The 15,809-nt window shown below is 69.9% G+C and carries 18 protein-coding genes; all 18 read left to right on the top strand.

The annotated features are described in order from the left end of the window. Positions 1-17 precede the first annotated feature (17 nt). The 18 genes from AB0230_RS15220 (at position 18) to rpsN (ending at position 15,780) form a co-directional block, all read left to right on the top strand. Complete coding sequence (locus AB0230_RS15220) at positions 18-959, top strand: sugar ABC transporter permease (RefSeq protein ID WP_366376631.1); 942 nt, start codon at positions 18-20, stop codon at positions 957-959. After that, positions 956-1,795 carry a carbohydrate ABC transporter permease gene (locus tag AB0230_RS15215; protein ID WP_366376629.1) on the top strand — a complete coding sequence of 280 codons (840 nt, stop codon included), beginning with the start codon at positions 956-958 and terminating at the stop codon, positions 1,793-1,795. The genes AB0230_RS15220 and AB0230_RS15215 overlap by 4 nt, the downstream gene beginning before the upstream one ends. A gap of 2 nt (positions 1,796-1,797) precedes the next feature. Then, a complete protein-coding gene (locus tag AB0230_RS15210) occupies positions 1,798-4,053 on the top strand; it encodes a family 78 glycoside hydrolase catalytic domain (protein WP_366376627.1) in 2,256 nt (751 codons plus the stop codon). A 166-nt stretch (positions 4,054-4,219) separates the two neighbouring features. Continuing rightward, positions 4,220-5,122: a MetQ/NlpA family ABC transporter substrate-binding protein gene (locus tag AB0230_RS15205; RefSeq protein ID WP_366376625.1), complete on the top strand. Its 903-nt coding sequence runs from the start codon at positions 4,220-4,222 to the stop codon at positions 5,120-5,122. Next, on the top strand, positions 5,119-6,144 hold the full coding sequence (locus tag AB0230_RS15200) for a methionine ABC transporter ATP-binding protein (RefSeq protein WP_366376623.1): 1,026 nt from the start codon (positions 5,119-5,121) through the stop codon (positions 6,142-6,144). Before AB0230_RS15205 ends, AB0230_RS15200 begins: the two co-directional genes overlap by 4 nt. Further along, positions 6,141-6,800, top strand: a complete 660-nt coding sequence (locus AB0230_RS15195; RefSeq protein WP_366376621.1) for a methionine ABC transporter permease — start codon at positions 6,141-6,143, stop codon at positions 6,798-6,800. The genes AB0230_RS15200 and AB0230_RS15195 overlap by 4 nt, the downstream gene beginning before the upstream one ends. A 159-nt stretch (positions 6,801-6,959) precedes the next feature. Next, the gene (locus AB0230_RS15190; protein ID WP_366376619.1) at positions 6,960-7,373 is read left to right on the top strand and encodes a hypothetical protein; all 414 of its coding nucleotides are present in this window, start codon (positions 6,960-6,962) and stop codon (positions 7,371-7,373) included. A 282-nt stretch (positions 7,374-7,655) separates the two neighbouring features. Next, a complete protein-coding gene (locus tag AB0230_RS15185; RefSeq protein WP_366376617.1) occupies positions 7,656-8,657 on the top strand; it encodes a zinc ABC transporter substrate-binding protein in 1,002 nt (333 codons plus the stop codon). Then, the gene (locus AB0230_RS15180; protein ID WP_366376615.1) at positions 8,654-9,469 is read left to right on the top strand and encodes a metal ABC transporter ATP-binding protein; all 816 of its coding nucleotides are present in this window, start codon (positions 8,654-8,656) and stop codon (positions 9,467-9,469) included. Before AB0230_RS15185 ends, AB0230_RS15180 begins: the two co-directional genes overlap by 4 nt. Further along, entirely contained in the window at positions 9,466-10,326 is an 861-nt protein-coding gene (locus tag AB0230_RS15175; RefSeq protein WP_363388624.1) for a metal ABC transporter permease, read from the top strand. Before AB0230_RS15180 ends, AB0230_RS15175 begins: the two co-directional genes overlap by 4 nt. A 41-nt stretch (positions 10,327-10,367) precedes the next feature. Next, positions 10,368-10,781 carry a transcriptional repressor gene (locus AB0230_RS15170; protein ID WP_076673009.1) on the top strand — a complete coding sequence of 138 codons (414 nt, stop codon included), beginning with the start codon at positions 10,368-10,370 and terminating at the stop codon, positions 10,779-10,781. Beyond that, entirely contained in the window at positions 10,768-11,811 is a 1,044-nt protein-coding gene (locus tag AB0230_RS15165; RefSeq protein ID WP_366376612.1) for a permease, read from the top strand. The genes AB0230_RS15170 and AB0230_RS15165 overlap by 14 nt, the downstream gene beginning before the upstream one ends. Continuing rightward, positions 11,804-12,661 (top strand): DUF1980 domain-containing protein, encoded by an 858-nt coding sequence (locus AB0230_RS15160; RefSeq protein ID WP_315994230.1) that lies wholly within the window; start codon positions 11,804-11,806, stop codon positions 12,659-12,661. The genes AB0230_RS15165 and AB0230_RS15160 overlap by 8 nt, the downstream gene beginning before the upstream one ends. Then, complete coding sequence (locus AB0230_RS15155; protein WP_315994231.1) at positions 12,651-14,075, top strand: hypothetical protein; 1,425 nt, start codon at positions 12,651-12,653, stop codon at positions 14,073-14,075. The genes AB0230_RS15160 and AB0230_RS15155 overlap by 11 nt, the downstream gene beginning before the upstream one ends. Continuing rightward, entirely contained in the window at positions 14,075-14,752 is a 678-nt protein-coding gene (locus AB0230_RS15150; RefSeq protein WP_366376777.1) for a DNA-3-methyladenine glycosylase, read from the top strand. Before AB0230_RS15155 ends, AB0230_RS15150 begins: the two co-directional genes overlap by 1 nt. 311 nt (positions 14,753-15,063) lie before the next feature. Continuing rightward, a complete protein-coding gene (gene rpmB / locus AB0230_RS15145) occupies positions 15,064-15,300 on the top strand; it encodes a 50S ribosomal protein L28 (RefSeq protein WP_055832508.1) in 237 nt (78 codons plus the stop codon). Further along, a complete protein-coding gene (rpmG, locus tag AB0230_RS15140; protein WP_013584775.1) occupies positions 15,300-15,470 on the top strand; it encodes a 50S ribosomal protein L33 in 171 nt (56 codons plus the stop codon). Before rpmB ends, rpmG begins: the two co-directional genes overlap by 1 nt. Before the next feature lie 4 nt (positions 15,471-15,474). After that, positions 15,475-15,780 (top strand): 30S ribosomal protein S14, encoded by a 306-nt coding sequence (rpsN, locus tag AB0230_RS15135; protein WP_022878196.1) that lies wholly within the window; start codon positions 15,475-15,477, stop codon positions 15,778-15,780. The last annotated feature ends 29 nt before the right edge of the window (positions 15,781-15,809 follow it).

The following is a 15,809-nucleotide window of genomic DNA, read 5'->3' as shown; positions in this document are numbered from 1 at the left end:
CCCACGAAGGAGTGACGATGGCCCAGACGTTCGCCAATGTGGTGCCGCCCCAGGTGCGGAACCGGCGCGGAGGCGTTCCCCCCGCGCCACGGGCGGGTCGTAAAGCGCGCAGCATGTACCCGTCGTGGTTCTACATCCCCGCGGCCGCCCTGTACGTGGTGCTGTTCGCCGTACCGACCTTCGCCTCGTTCTACTTCAGCCTCACCCGATGGTCGCTCTTCGATGTCCAGTTCATCGGGCTCGACAACTTCGTCCAGTTCTTCTCCGACCCGCAGCTCTCGCAGGCATTCCTGCACACGCTGATGTACGCCGTCGTCACGAGCGGCCTGAAGGTGGTCCTCGGACTCGCGCTCGCCGTGCTGCTGACCTCGGCGATCATCGGCCGTGGTTACCTGCGGGCCGTCACGTTCTTCCCCGTGCTCGTCTCGACCATCGGGGTGGGCCTGACCTTCAAGGTGCTGCTGGATCCGTTCGACGGCCTCGTCAACGGTGCCCTGTCGGTGTTCGGCATCCAGGGTCCGGGGTGGCTGACGGATCCGAATCTCGCGTTGATCAGCGTGGCGCTGGTCGACGTGTGGAAGGGGCTCGGGATCGCCACGCTCATCTACATCGCCGGGATCGTCGCGATCCCGCAGGAGTACTTCGAGGCCGCCCGTGTCGATGGAGCGAGTGCGTGGAAGGTGTTCCGCAACATCACCTTCCCGCTGTCGTGGCCGGCGACCGGGACGGTCGTGATCCTGTCGCTCATCGGTGGTCTGCGCTCGTTCGATCTGATCTGGGCGATGACGAAGGGCGGCCCGGGCTTCAGCTCGGACGTCATCGCGTCCGTGATCTACAAGCAGTACCAAGCCGGCTTCTACGGCTTGTCGACCGCGGGCAACGTCGTCCTCTTCATCGTCGTGACGGCGGTCATGATCCCCATCTCGATGTTCATCAACAAAAGGAGCGTGGACGCATGACCCGCCTCGCCGTGCGGCGGTGGACCGTCGGCACGATCGCCATCGTCGTGTCGGTCGTCGTCTTCCTCGTGCCCTTCGCCTTCATCCTGGTCACCGCGGCCAAGACCGCGCCCGAGGCGTCGATGCTCGCCTTCAGCTGGCCCACCGAGTGGAAGCTGTGGGAGAACATCGCCGCGGTCCTCGCCGATCGCAACGGCATCCTGATCCGCGCCTTCGCCAACAGCCTCGTGCTCACGGTGGCGAGCGTGGTGGTCATGGTCGTGCTGGCGGCGATGGTCGGCTACGTGCTGCAGCGCAAGAAGTCGCGCTGGAACGGCGTGATCAACTTCTTCGTGCTCGCGGGGCTGATCGTCCCTCCCGCGGTCGTGCCCACCATCTGGGTTCTTCAGGGTCTCGGGCTGTTCAAGACCCTCGGCGGTCTCATCCTCATCGAGGCGACGTTCGGCCTGTCGTTCTGCATCCTGCTGTTCCGGGCCTTCGTCTCCACGATCCCCCGCGAGCTCGACGAGGCCGCCCTCATCGACGGCGCGGGGCCGATCCGACTGTTCTTCCAGGTGGTGCTGCCGCTGCTCAAACCGGTGATCGTCACGGTCATCGTCGTGCAGTCGGTCGCTGTCTTCAACGACTTCGCCAACCCGCTGTACTTCCTCCCGGGAGACGCCAACGCGACCGTGCAGCTGACCCTCTACGCCTATGCCTCGAGCTCGACCAGTGCCGGGCAGTTCAACCTGCTGTTCGCCGACATCCTCCTCATCACCATCCCGCCCCTCGTCATGTACGTCTTCTTCAACCGCCAGATCGTGGCGGGCATGACCAGCGGGGCGATCAAGGGCTGACCATGTTCCCCACTGCTCTCCTCATCTCCCCGGCAGCGCCCGTGGGCGGCGGCGCTCCGACTCTCATCGGCCGCTTCGTCCTCGACCCCGATCACGGTGAGCCGGTACGCGCCACCCTGCGGTACTCGGCGCTCGGTGTCGTCGAGGCGGCCATCAACGGCATCCGTGTCTCCGACGAGCTCCTGACCCCCGGATGGTCGAGTTACGAGTGGCGCGTGCGGGTCGCGGAGACCGACGTCACCGCTCTCGTCGCCGCCGAGTCGACGCTGGAGCTCACCCTCGGCAACGGCTGGTACCGCGGGAGCCTGACCTGGACGGGAGCGACCGGTGTCTACGGCGACCGCCTCGCCGCGATCGCCGAGATCGAGCTCGTCTTCGCCGACGGGCGCACGCAGGTCTGGGCGACCGACGACTCGTGGTCGGTCCGGGCTTCCGACACGGTGTCCGACGACCTGTATCACGGGCAGACCATCGACGCCCGTCGTCGCGGAGCCGCCTCGCCCGAGGCGCCGGTCGAGGTGATCGACGTCCCCTCCGTGCGGTTCGAACCCTATGTCGGACCCCCCGTCGTCCCCGTGGAGACGCTCCCGGTCCGCGACGCGTGGCTTTCGCCCACGGGTCGGCTGATCGTCGACTTCGGTGAGAACCTCGTCGGCTGGGTCCGCGCCGAGGTCACCGGCGAGTCCGGCGGCGTGGTGACGCTGCGGCACGCCGAGGTTCTCGAGAAGGACGAGATCGGCATCCGTCCCCTGCGTTCGGCCCGCGCAACGGATCGATTCATCCTCTCCGGGGGCACCGACGTCTTCGAGCCCCGCTTCACGTTCCACGGCTTCCGCTACGTGGAGGTCGACGGGTGGCCCGGAGGGGTGGATGCCGTACGCCGGGGTGGACTCGAAGCGGTGCGCATCAGCTCGCGCCTGCGGCGCACCGGCACGTTCTCGAGCTCCGACCCCCTGCTGAACCAGCTGCACGAGAACGTCGTCAACAGCACGCGGGGCAATTTCGTCGACCTGCCCACCGATTGCCCGCAGCGTGACGAGCGGCTCGGGTGGACCGGTGACATCGCGGTCTTCGCACCCACCAGCGCTTATCTCTTCGACGTCGGCGATTTCCTGCGCGACTGGCTGCGCGACGTGTCCGTCGAGCAGCAGCACCAGGGCGGGGTCGTGCCGTACGTCGTGCCCGATGTGCTCAAGTACGTGGGCGTGCCGGAGGACATCACCCCCGTCGACTCGACGGCGGTGTGGAGCGACGCGATCGTCTGGGTGCCGTGGGCCGTGTGGATGGCATCCGGTGATGTCCGCGTGCTCTCCGAGAACGTCGAGGGGATGCTGGCGCACCTCCGCCATGTGTCGTCGCTCGTGTCGGAGACCGGTCTGTGGGACCGCGGGTTCCAGTTCGGCGACTGGCTCGACCCCGACGCGCCCCCGGAGGACCCCGCTGCGGCCAAGGCCGACCGGGGGCTGGTGGCCACCGCGTGCCTGTACCGGTCCGCGGATCTCGCCGTCCGCGTCGTGGAGGCTCTCGGCCGGTGGGACGTGCGCTGCGAGCTCGAGCACCTCCGCGACGCGACGCGGCGCGCCTTCCGCGAGGCGTACGTCGCCCGCGACGAGCAGCGGCTGCGAAATCACTGCGAGACGTCGTACGCGCTCGCCATCGTGTTCGGACTGCTCGACGACGAGGAGCTCTCATGGGCGGGCGACCGCCTCGCGGAGCTCGTCGAGGCGGCGGGCCACCGCATCTCGACAGGGTTCGCCGGCACGCCGTACATCCTCGACGCGTTGAGCAGCACCGGTCATCTCGAGACCGCGGGGCGACTGCTCCTGCAGCGCGAGTGCCCGTCGTGGCTCTATCCCGTGACCATGGGAGCGACCACCGTATGGGAGCGCTGGGACTCGATGCTGCCCGACGGCACGATCAACCCCGGCGAGATGACGTCGTTCAACCACTACGCCCTGGGCGCGGTGGCCGATTGGATGCATCGCGAGCTGGCGGGACTCGCGCCGCTGGAGCCCGGATATTCCCGCGTGCGCGTCGCGCCGCAGCCGATCGACGGCATCGACGACGCGTCGACGTCGTACGACAGCAGGCACGGCACGATCGCGGTCGCCTGGCGCCGCGAGGGCGGCGTCGTGCATCTCGAGGTGACGGTGCCCGAGGGTGTGGTCGCCGAGGTGTGGCTCGGTGAAATAGACACCGAAGTCGGAGCCGGCGTGCACCGGTTCTCCGCAGAGTTCGCACCGACCGTCGCGGTGTGATCACCGTGGCAGGTCGTCCGTGACGGCGGTCGGCCTGCCACGCCCCGACGGCGAGGGGATGCCGCCGAGCGCGCGATCCGTCGAATCGATGACGCCGTATGACGACCGGTTACGGGCCGTAACGGTCCGGTTTGAGCCTCGCGCGGGGGCATGTTGACGTGGTGTCATGACTTCGCACCGCACCCCGCGCCTGGCCACGATCCTCGGCGCCTCCACCGCAGCCCTCCTCCTCGCCCTCACCGGGTGCGCCGGGGGAGCGGCATCCTCCGACGACTCCTCCCGCATCGTGCTGGGCGCCGACGACGGCAACGAGGCGCACTGGACGGTGCTGAAGCAGAAGCTCGCAGGCGAAGGCATCGACCTCGAGGTGCGCACGATCAACGACGGCGTGCAGCTCAACCAGGGCGTGCAGGACGGCGAGCTCGACGTGAACCTCTTCCAGCACCTCATCTACCTCTCGCAGTTCAACGTCGAGAACAACGGCTCGCTCGTGCCGGTCGGCGCCACCGCGGTGTACCCGCTCGCTCTGTACTCGGAGCAGTACACCGACGTGAAGGACCTGCCCGAGGGCGCCAAGGTCGCGATCCCGAACAACCCGACGAACCTCGCTCGCGGTCTGCTCAACCTGCAGACGGCGGGGCTGCTCACGCTGAAGGACGGCGGGACGGCCCTCTCGACCCCGGCCGACATCGTCACCTCCAAGGTCGAACTGCTGCCCGTCGACACGAACCAGACCGTCACCGCGCTCAAGGACGGCAGCGCGCAGGCCGCGATCGTCAACAACACGCAGGCGCAGAAGGGCGGGCTCGGCGACGAGCTCATCATCTTCAAGGAAGACCTGAACAACCCGCAGCTCGCGCCCTACATCAACGCCTTCGTCACCCGCGACGACAAGAAGGACGACCCGCGCTGGGAGAAGCTCGTCGCCGCGTACCACTCGCCCGAGGTCGAGTCGGCGGTCACCGAGCTGAACCAGGGCAACCTGCAGTTCAAGACCGAGTGGACGGGCGCGCAGCTGCAGGACGAGCTCACCAGCCTCGAAGACGCCCTCAAGGCACAGAAGGGATGACCTCGGTCATCGAGCTGCGGGGCGTCACGAAGAGTTTCCGCAGCGATCGCCGCTCCTCCACGAACGCCGTCGACGACGTCACGGTGAGCGTGGAGCAGGGGTCGATCGTCGGGGTCATCGGATACTCCGGCGCGGGCAAGTCGACGCTCGTGCGTCTGCTGAACGGTCTCGAGAAGCCCACCTCGGGCACCGTCGAGGTGCTGGGCGTGAACGTCGGGGATGCCACCGAGGCGAAGCTGCGCGACCTGCGGCGCCGTGTGGGCATGATCTTCCAGCAGTTCAACCTCTTCACCTCGCGCACGGTCGCGGCGAACGTCGCCTACCCGCTCAAGGTCGCCGGCTGGAAGAAGGCCGACCGCGACGAGCGCGTGGCCGAGCTGCTCGACTTCGTGGGCATCGGCGACAAGGCGAAGCAGTACCCGCGACGCCTGTCGGGCGGGCAGAAGCAGCGCGTGGGCATCGCGCGCGCGATCGCGACGAACCCGCAGATCCTGCTCGCCGACGAAGCCACGAGCGCCCTCGACCCGCAGACCACGGCCGAGGTGCTCGATCTGTTGCGCGAGATCAACCGGCGCCTGGGCATCACGATCGTCGTCATCACGCATCAGATCTCGATCGTGCACGAGCTGTGCGACCAGGTGATCGTGATGGACGGCGGCCGCGTCGTCGACAGCGGCGACACCTACCGCGTCTTCGCGCACCCCCGCGCCGACCTGACCAAGCGCTTCGTCGCCGCGGTGACGCAGGGCGTGCCGAGCGGAGAGGCCCTGTCCGCGCTCGCCGCGGGAGGCGGCGCGCTCGTGAGCGTCGAGGTCAACGAGTTCTCGAGCGAGGACGTCTCGGCCGTGTTCCACCGCCACGGCGCGCGTCACTCCGTCGTCTACGGCGGGGTCACCGACGTGCTCGGCAAGCAGCTCGGTACCCTCACCTATCGCGTGCACGCCGAGGATCTCGCACCCGTCGTCGCCGAGCTGCGCGCGCACACCGACGTCGTCCTTCCCGCGGCGGAGGCATCCGCATGAACAAGTGGGACACCCTCACCCCGGTGCTGCTGCAGTCGATCGGCGAGACCGTCTACATGGTCGCGCTTTCGCTGCTCATCGCGGGCGTCGCGGGACTCGTCATCGGCGCGCTCCTGTACGCCACGCGGCCGGGCAACCTGTTCGAGAACCGCGTCGTCTTCTTCGTCGCGAATCTCGTGATCAACCTCATCCGTCCGATCCCGTTCATCATCTTCCTCACCGCGGTGGCTCCGGTCACACGCGCGGTGACGGGCACGACCCTGGGGACGGATGCCGCGATCGTCCCGATCACGATCATGGCCACGGTCGTGATCGCCCGCGTCGTCGAGCAGAACCTCGTCGCGGTCGATCCGGGAACCGTCGAGGCGGCGCGCGCCGTGGGCGCGCGCCGGATCGGCGTCCTGTTCGGGGTCGTCATCCCCGAGGCGCTCGCCCCGCTCATCCTCGGGTACACCTTCATGTTCATCGCGGTCGTCGACATGTCGGCCATGGCGGGGTACATCGGCGGCGGCGGCCTCGGCAACTTCGCGATCATCTACGGCTATCAGCAGTTCAACCAGCAGGCGACCTGGGTGACCGTGGCGATCATCGTCGTGATCGTGCAGGCCGGCCAGCTGCTCGGCAACACCCTGGCCCAGCGCATCCTGCGGCGCTGACGCGGGCGCCAGCGAAGCCCCGACAGCCCTCACCCTGTCGAGTGTCCAGGAAACGCCGGTGGTACGCCCCGTGCGCGGCATGTCTCGGACACTCAACAGGGGGGAGCGGCCGCGGCGGGTGGTGAGCACGGCGAACCCGGGCACGCCTACCCTCGACAGATGAGCCTGCCCCGCACCCTCGCCCGCTGGCTGCTCGGTGCGGCACTCGTGTTCGCCGGCACCGCGCACCTCACGTTCGCGCGCGACGAGTTCGTCGCCCAGGTGCCGTCCTGGCTGCCGCTCCCGGTCGACGTCACGGTCGTGGCATCCGGGATCGTCGAGATCGCGCTCGGACTCGCCCTCGCGATCCTCCGCCGTCGGCGCGTCGTCGTCGGCTGGATCGTGGCCGCCTTCTTCGTCGCGATCTTCCCGGGCAACATCGAGCAGTTCGTCCGCGGTACCGATGCCTTCGGCCTCGACACCGACCTGGCCCGCGGTATCCGACTGCTCTTCCAGCCCCTGCTGGTGATCTGGGCTCTGTGGTCGACCGGGGCGTGGCGGGCCTGGCGGGAGCGCAGGACCCGCGGCCGCTGAGGCGCCCGGGCCGGCCCGGTGCACGTCGGCCCCGCGGCGCCTCGGCCGGCAGCACCTCGGCCCGCAGCGCTTCGGTCTGCACCTCGGCCCGCAGGTCCGAGACCGCGGTGGGCGCCGCGTCGCCGATCGCGGCGGGTGAGGCGACGTGGCTGCGTTTCCCGGTGGAAGCCGAGCGGGCCCTCGAGCACCGCCGCCGTGGTCTCGCCGACGCGGTTCCTGAAAAGCCGCTATGGCCTGGCCCCTGAGTTTGAGAACGATTATCAGCAGCGATACGGTGTCTTCATGACCCGTCGTCTTCTCGCCCCCGTCGTCCTCGGCGCGGCGTCCGTGCTCGCCCTCGCCGGTTGCGCCGGCACCTCGACCTCGACCGGCTCGACCGCCGACTCCGGCGGCAAGGTCACCGTCGTGGCATCCACCGACGTCTACGGCTCGATCGCCGAGGCCGTCGGCGGCGACTTCGTCGACGTGCAGTCGATCATCACCTCGTCGTCGCAGGACCCCCACGAGTACGAGGCGAGTGCGCAAGACCAGCTCACGCTGAAGAACGCGGGGCTCGTGATCGAGAACGGTGCGGGCTACGACGCCTTCATGGAGTCGCTCATCGAGGCCAGCGGCACCTCGGTTCCCGTGCTCACGGCGGTCGAGTACAACCACGACTACCCCGGCGCCGAGGGGCACGACGACAGCGCGACCCCGGCGCCGAGCGAGAGCGCCGACGACCACGCGCACGACGAGGGCGACGGCCACGACCACATCGAGGGCTTCAACGAGCACGTCTGGTACGACCCGCACACGATCGAAGACCTCACCGCGGCCATCGCGGAAGAGCTCGGTGCGCTCGCGCCCGACCACGTCGCCGACTTCACCGCCAACGCCCAGGCGTTCACCCAGCAGATCGCCGGGCTCGAGGACTCCCTCTCCCAGATCGAGGCGAAGGATGCCGGGGCCAAGGTGTTCGTGACCGAGCCGGTGCCGGTCTACCTCATCGAGGCGGCGGGGCTCGACAACGCGACCCCGAACGAGTTCAGCGAGTCGGTCGAGGAGGGCCAGGACGTCCCCCCGGCGACGCTCCTGGAATCGCTGCAGCTGATCGATTCGGGTGAGGTCCGCGTGATGATCGTCAACCCGCAGACCGGCGGCGCCGAGACGACGCAGGTCGAGGACGAGGCGAAGGCGAAGAACATCCCGGTGATCGAATTCACGGAAACGCTCCCGGAGGGTCAGACTTACATCTCGTGGATGCAGAGCAACATCACGGCGCTGAGCGACGCGCTGGGCGCGTGAGCGCAGCGGCCCCGCTGCGCATCCACGGCGCCGCCCTCGAGAGGGGCGGACGCGAGCTCTGGGCCGGGCTCGATCTCGAGGTCGAGCCCGGCGAGCTCGTCGCCGTCCTCGGGCCCAGCGGCTCGGGCAAGACCACCCTGCTGCGCGCGATCCTCGGACTCGAGCGGCTGAGCGCCGGCTCGATCGAGGCGCTGGGCGTGCCGGTGCGCCGCGCCGGCAACCGTCGCATCGGCTACATCCCCCAGCAGCGGCCGCTCCCGCGCGAGACGCCGCTGCGCGGGCGCGACATCGTGGGTCTCGGCGTCGACGGACACCGGCTCGGCCTGCCGCTGTCGCGCAAGAAGGACCGCGCCCGCGTCGACGAGCTGCTCGAGGCCGTCGGGGCGACCGCGTTCGCCGACCGCCCGGTCGGGCTGCTCTCCGGCGGCGAGCAGCAACGGCTGCGCGTGGGCCAGGCCCTCGCCGACGACCCCGCCCTGCTGCTGTGCGATGAGCCGCTCACGAGTCTCGACCTCGCCAACCAGCAGGCCGTCGTCCGCCTCATCGACCGTCACCGACGCGAACGCGACGCCGCCGTGCTCCTGGTCACCCACGACATCAATCCGGTGCTGTCGAGGGTCGACCGCATCCTCTACATCGCCCACGGTCGCTTCACGCTCGGCACCCCCGACGAGGTGCTCACGACCGAGACGCTGAGCGCGCTCTACGGCGCCCCGGTCTACGTGGTGCGGGCGGGCGACCAGCTCATCGTCGTCGGAGCTCCGGATGCCGACGACTCCCACCACCATCACCACGACGAGGACGACGCATGAACTGGTCCGACGTCGGCGACGCCCTGTTCGGCGGGGTGAGCCAGTACGGCGCGATCCTCGAGCTCGTGCAGAACTCCGTCTACGCCGGTGCCGTCCTGGGCCTCGTGGGCGGACTCATCGGCGTCTTCGTGATGCAGCGCGACATGGCCTTCGCCGTGCACGGCATCAGCGAGCTCTCCTTCGCCGGCGCCGCGGTGGCGCTGCTGATCGGCGTCGACGTCGTGTCGGGGTCGATCGTCGGCTCCCTGATCGCTGCTGCGCTCATCGGCCTGCTCGGGGCCCGCGCGCGCGACCGCAACTCGATCATCGGCGTGCTCATGCCGTTCGGCCTGGGCGTCGGCATCCTGTGCCTCTCGCTTTACAACGGGCGCAGCGCGACGCGGTTCAGCCTGCTCACCGGCCAGATCGTGTCGGTGCAGAGCGGACAGCTCGGGTGGCTGGTCGTCATCGGCGTCGCGGTGCTGGTCGCGCTGCTGCTGATCTGGCGCCCGCTGCGCTTCGACTCGCTCGACCCGCAATCGGCCGCCGCCCGCGGCGTCCCCACGACCGCCGTGTCGCTGGGATTCATGCTGCTGCTCGGGTTGATCGTCGCCGTCGCGGTGCACATCATCGGCGCCCTGCTCGTGATGGCGCTGCTGGTCACCCCCGCCGCGGCCGCCATGCGGGTGGCATCCGGGCCCCTGTCGGTGCCGGTGCTCGCAGCGCTGTTCGGATTCGTCTCGGCGGTGGGCGGGGTGCTGCTCGCGGTCGCGGGCACGTTGCCGGTGAGCCCGTACATCACCACCATCTCGTTCGCGATCTACCTCGTGTGCCGCGTGATCGGCGCGCGCCGCGATCGCACGACCCGTGCGCTGTAGCACCCAGCCGATTCACCGAACCCCTCGCTAGACTCGCCGGCATGGTCCAGCGCAACACGTGGCAGCGCGAGCGCGTGCGCGAAGCCCTCTCCGGAGCCGGCGGCTTCGTCAGCGCGCAGTCGCTGCACGCGACCCTGCGCGACGAGAACACCGGCATCGGACTGGCCACCGTCTACCGCACCCTCGCCGGCCTCGCCGCCCGGGGCGATGCGGACTCGCTGCAGAGTCCCGACGGCGAGAACCTGTTCCGCGCGTGCGAGACCCGCGGTCACCACCATCACCTCATCTGCCGATCGTGCGGCAAGGCCGTCGAGATCGCGGCGACCGACGTCGAGGAGTGGGCCCAGCGCACGGCCGCCCAGCACGGCTTCAGCGAGGCCGAGCACGTCGTCGACATCTTCGGCATCTGCACCGACTGCGCCCGCGCCCGGGCTCGCGAGCGTGGCGACGAGTAGTCGCACCGCGCCGTCGACCCGTCGGCGCTCCGCCGCCCCCCGCTCGGGCGGCTCCCGCACCCTCGTCGCGCTCGGCCTGGGTGTCGTCGTGGTCACCGCGCTGTTCCTCGTCGACGCGCTCGCGCCCACCTTCTTCTCGCAGCCCCTGCCCACCCGCGCGCAGGACGGCCTGACCCTCGCGCTGAGCGTGCTCATCGAGTCGCTGCCGTTCGTCATCCTGGGCGTGGTGCTCTCGATCATCGTCCAGGTCTGGGTGCCGCCGGGGGCGATCGAGAGATGGATGCCGCGCGCGCCGTGGGCGCGCCGGGCGGTGCTGTCGCTGCTGGGCATGTTCATCCCCGTGTGCGAGTGCGGCAACGTGCCCTTCGCCCGCGGACTGCTCATGCGCGGCTTCGGGGTGAGCGACACCCTCACCTTCCTCGTGGCGGCGCCGATCGTGAACCCGATCGTGATCATCTCCACGCACGCCGCGTTCGGCTTCAGCGACGGCATCCTCGTCGCGCGCCTCATCGGCGGATACCTCGTCGCCAACCTCATCGGGTGGCTGTACAGCCGGCATCCGGATCCCGACAAGCTGCTCACGGAGCGGTTCCTCGAAACGTGCGAGATCGTCGTGCAGGAGCGCGGCGATCGCGGACGTCGCACGCTCGCCCAGTTCGTCGTCGAGCTGCGGTCGGTCATGCCGGCGCTCATCATCGGGTCGCTCCTCGCCGGGGCGGTGCAGGTGCTCGTGCCGCGGAGCGCGCTGCTGGCCATCGGCTCCGACCCCGCCCTGTCGATCGCCGCGATGATGGTGCTCGCCCTCGTCGTGTCGCTGTGCTCGAACGTCGACGCGTTCTTCGCGCTCTCGTTCGCCTCGACGTTCACCCCGGGGTCGATCGTGGCCTTCCTCGTGGTCGGCCCGATCATCGACCTGAAGATGATGGCGCTGCTGCGCACGACCTTCACGACCCGCGTCCTGGCGGGGATGACGGTGGTCGTCGTGCTCTTCGCCTTCGCGCTCGGAACGGTGGTGAACCTCCTTGTCTAGAACCGGCGCTCTCGCGACCCGCTGGCTCGGCGTGGGCCTGACCGCGTGCCTGTCGGTCACCACCATCACGCTCTGGGTCACCGGCCGCATGTCGCTGTACATCAATCCGGATTCGGCCTGGTTCGCCGTCGGGATGTCGATCGTGGCCCTCGTCGGCGCGATCGCCTCGTTCGCGCTGCCGCTCGGCGCCGAAGCCGACCACGGCCACGACCACGAGCACGGGCACGCGCCGGCGGCCGCCTCCGCGCGCCGCGAGGCCTTCGCGCACGCCGACCACGAGCACAGCGACGCCCTGGACGATCACGACCACGCCGCGCACGACCACCTCGCCGCGCGCCCCCGCCTGACCCCGAGCGGGATCGCCGCGTTCACGGGCGGCGTCCTCGCCTCGGGCGCGGTGATCGCCGTGCTGCTGACCCCGGCCGCGTCTCTGTCGGCCGAGCTCGCCGTCTCGCGCGACGTGGGGGCCCCTCCGCTGTTCGCCGGTTCCGACGTCGTGACCCTCGCCGCCTCGGGCGACACGTCGAAATTCGGCATCGGCGACTGGTCGGCGGTCTTCGCACACGCGACGAACCCCGAGACTTTCGACGGAAAGCCGGTCACCCTCACCGGCTTCATCACCCCGGGCGGCGACGGCGCCACCTTCGACCTCACGCGCCTGGTCATCACGCACTGCGTGATCGACGCGCAGACCGCCCGCCTGCCGATCGCCGCGGCGGTCGACGCGCCCTCGACCGGGCAGTGGGTCACGGTCACGGGCACCGTCCGCTCGAGCGGCGACGGCACGCTCGAGGTGCACGCCGACGAGGTCGCCGCGATCGACGAGCCGGCGGACCCGTATGAGTACTGACGCCCGGCGGGCGGGGGAGTCCCGACGTTCGCGTGCCCGCACGCGCCGGGGCCGCAGGTTCGCGGTCGCCTTCGCGGCGGTGCTGGTGGGCCTGGTCGTGGTCGGCGGGGTGGGCGGGATCTTCGCCGTGGCGCAGGGGCCGCGCGTCACCGACGTGCAGGTGGACCCGGCCGCTGCGGTGGCCGCCTCGGGGTCGCGCGTCATCCTCACCACGACCCAGTCGCTCGAGACGGTCGACCCCTCGCAGGTCGAGGTCGAGCCGGCGACGCCCTTCACCGTCGACACCTCGGGGCGCAGCGTGGGTGTGCGCTTCACGCTCCCGTTGCGCGACGACACCGATTACCGCATCACCGTCAACGGGGTGAACGGACTGGGAGCCGGGCCCGCCTCGACCCTCACCGAGACCTTCCGCACGCCGCCGCTGCAGGCCTACCTGATGCAGCGCGGGACTCCCGAGGGCGACACGATCTTCCGCACCGACCTGGAGGGCGAGGCCGGGCTCCCCGTCTTCGTCCACCCGCACATCGAGGACTTCCGCGCCACCGCCAACCATCTCGTGATCTCGGTGCGCGACGGTGACACCGCCCGGGTGATCGTGACCGATCCCGACGGGAAGAACGAGCGCGACATCGCCCTGCCGGGGCCGGGCTTCGTCACGAACCTGCAGTCGGCCGATCGGGGCGAGCGCATCGGCTTCACCTTCTCGGATGCCGACTTGAGTGCGGCGGGAGGACGCGAGAGCCGCCTGTTCACGGCGTCGGCCGCCGAGGACTCCCCGCCCACCGAGGTGGGGCTGAACGGCGGCGACGTGCGCATCGCCGACTACCGGTTCGTTCCCGACACAGACAGCATGCTCGTGCTCACCTTCGACTCGCGCCTCCTGCTCACCGACGCCCAGGGTGGGAACGCGGCCCCTCTCGGCAGCGCCGTGTCGATCGACGGCATCGCGCGCGGATCGTCGGTGGCGGTCGTCGAGCGGCTCGAGGGCATCCGCGAGATCAACCTCACCGACGGCTCCGAGCAGGGGCTCGTCGACCCCGTCGACCCGCCGGGTCTCGCGGGTCGGGCCACCCCCGTGCCGGGTGCCGGCGCGGGGACCATCCGCTCCTTCGCCGACATCAGCTCCGACGGCGTCTCGCGCTCGACCATCGTGGCGCACGTCGACACCGACGGCGCCGTGCGGCAGCTGCTGGACGTGCCGGGCACCGACACCGTGCTGCAGACCTGCGTCTCGCCGAGCGGGCGCTATGCCGCCGTGCTCATCGCCCCCCGGGCGGTCGACAACCCCTTCGACCGCTACCAGCTGCCGCTCCCGCAGCGTCTTCTCACGCACCTCGTCGAGGTCGACACCGGCCAGGAGGTCGTGGCCCTGCAGGGCTTCGACTTGTCGTGGTGCCAGGTCCCGCCGCAGTGATGCGTGCGGCGACCCGCGCCGATCTCACCGCCCTGCCGGCCGAGGTCGCTCCGCGGCTGCTCGGCGCACGGCTGGAGACCGTCGTCGCGGGGGAGCGGGTCGTCGTGCGTCTCACCGAGGTCGAGGCTTATCACGGACGGGGAACGGGCGACCGTCCCGATCCGGGGTCCCACGCCCGGATGGGGCCCACGCCGCGCAACGCCACCATGTGGGGAGAGCCCGGTCATCTCTACGTCTACCTCAGTCACGGCATCCATTCCTGCGTCAACGTGGTGTGCGGGCCCGACGGTGTGGCCGGTGGAGTGCTGCTGCGCGGCGGCGAGATCGTCGAGGGTGCGGACATCGCCGAGCGGCGCCGTCTCGAACGTCGGGGCGCGGTGCGCACGCCCCGCGACCTCGCGCGGGGTCCCGGTCGTCTCGGCGACGCCGTGGGGCTCCGGCATCCCCTCCACGACGGCATCGACGCGGTCACGGGGCAGGAGCGCGCCGGGGCGCGGGCGCGCCTGTACCTGCCCGAGACGCCGCCGGTGGCCGTGGCGACCGGACCGCGCGTGGGCGTGGCCGGCATGGCCGGTACCGCCGCGTTCCCCTGGCGCTTCTGGATCGAGGGGGATGCCACCGTCTCGGCCTTCCGCTGGGGACGGGGAGCCGCCGAGGCCGCCGCCGGAGGTGGCTGAGAGAGCCGGCGCCCTGTCCGGTCCCTTCGGCGGGCTCAGGGACCTGGGTGGGGCGGGCATGGGTCCGGTCGCTGAGACGGGCTCAGGGACCCGGTGAGGTGGCTGAGCCTGTCGAGCCACGGCCCCGCTTCGATGACCGGATCAGGTCAAGGCGACACGCCGTGCTAGACTGACCCCTTGTCTGCGCGCACTCCAGCACGCAGTTCGCATCCCTCCTTCTGATCCCGGCCTTCCGTCGTGTTCAGACGGGGTGCAGACAAGGGATCTTGGGTGGCACCGTCCGGTGTCACGGTACAGAAGGAGACATCACCATGGCAGCAGTGTGCCAGGTGACTGGAGCGGTTCCCGGCTTCGGTCACAACATCTCGCACTCGCACCGCCGGACGAAGCGCCGCTTCGACCCGAACGTGCAGAAGAAGACCTACTTCGTTCCGTCGCTGGGTCGCAACATCAAGCTCAACGTTTCGGCGAAGGGCATCAAGGTCATCGACGCTCGCGGCATCGAGTCCGTCGTCCGTGACCTGCAGGCGAAGGGCGTGAAGCTGTAATGGCGAAGAAGGCTCAGGACGTTCGTCCGATCATCAAGCTGCGTTCGACCGCCGGCACGGGGTACACCTACGTGACGCGCAAGAACCGCCGCAACAACCCCGACCGCATCGTGCTCAAGAAGTACGACCCCGTGGTCCGCAAGCACGTCGACTTCCGAGAGGAGCGCTAAGCACATGGCTAAGAAGAGCAAGATCGCGCGCAACGAGCAGCGCAAGGTCGTCGTCGAGCGCTACGCCGCGAAGCGCGCCGAGCTGAAGAAGACCCTGGTCGACCCCAACGCGACCGATGAGGCCCGCGAGGCCGCCCGCGTGGGTCTGCAGAAGCTGCCCCGCAACGCGTCGCCCGCGCGCGTGCGCAGCCGCGACGTCATCGACGGCCGCCCCCGCGGTGTCCTCACGAAGTTCGGCGTCTCGCGCGTCCGCTTCCGTGACATGGCGCACCGTGGCGAGCTGCCCGGCGTGACCAAGTCGTCCTGGTAAGCACCAGACACACGAACGAAGGGCGGGGT

The organism is Microbacterium sp. NPDC089190 (genome assembly GCF_040701795.1).
GTDB lineage: Bacteria > Actinomycetota > Actinomycetes > Actinomycetales > Microbacteriaceae > Microbacterium > Microbacterium galbum.
Note: the sequence above shows the minus strand (reverse complement) of the source record. Positions and strands in the feature narration are given on the sequence as shown.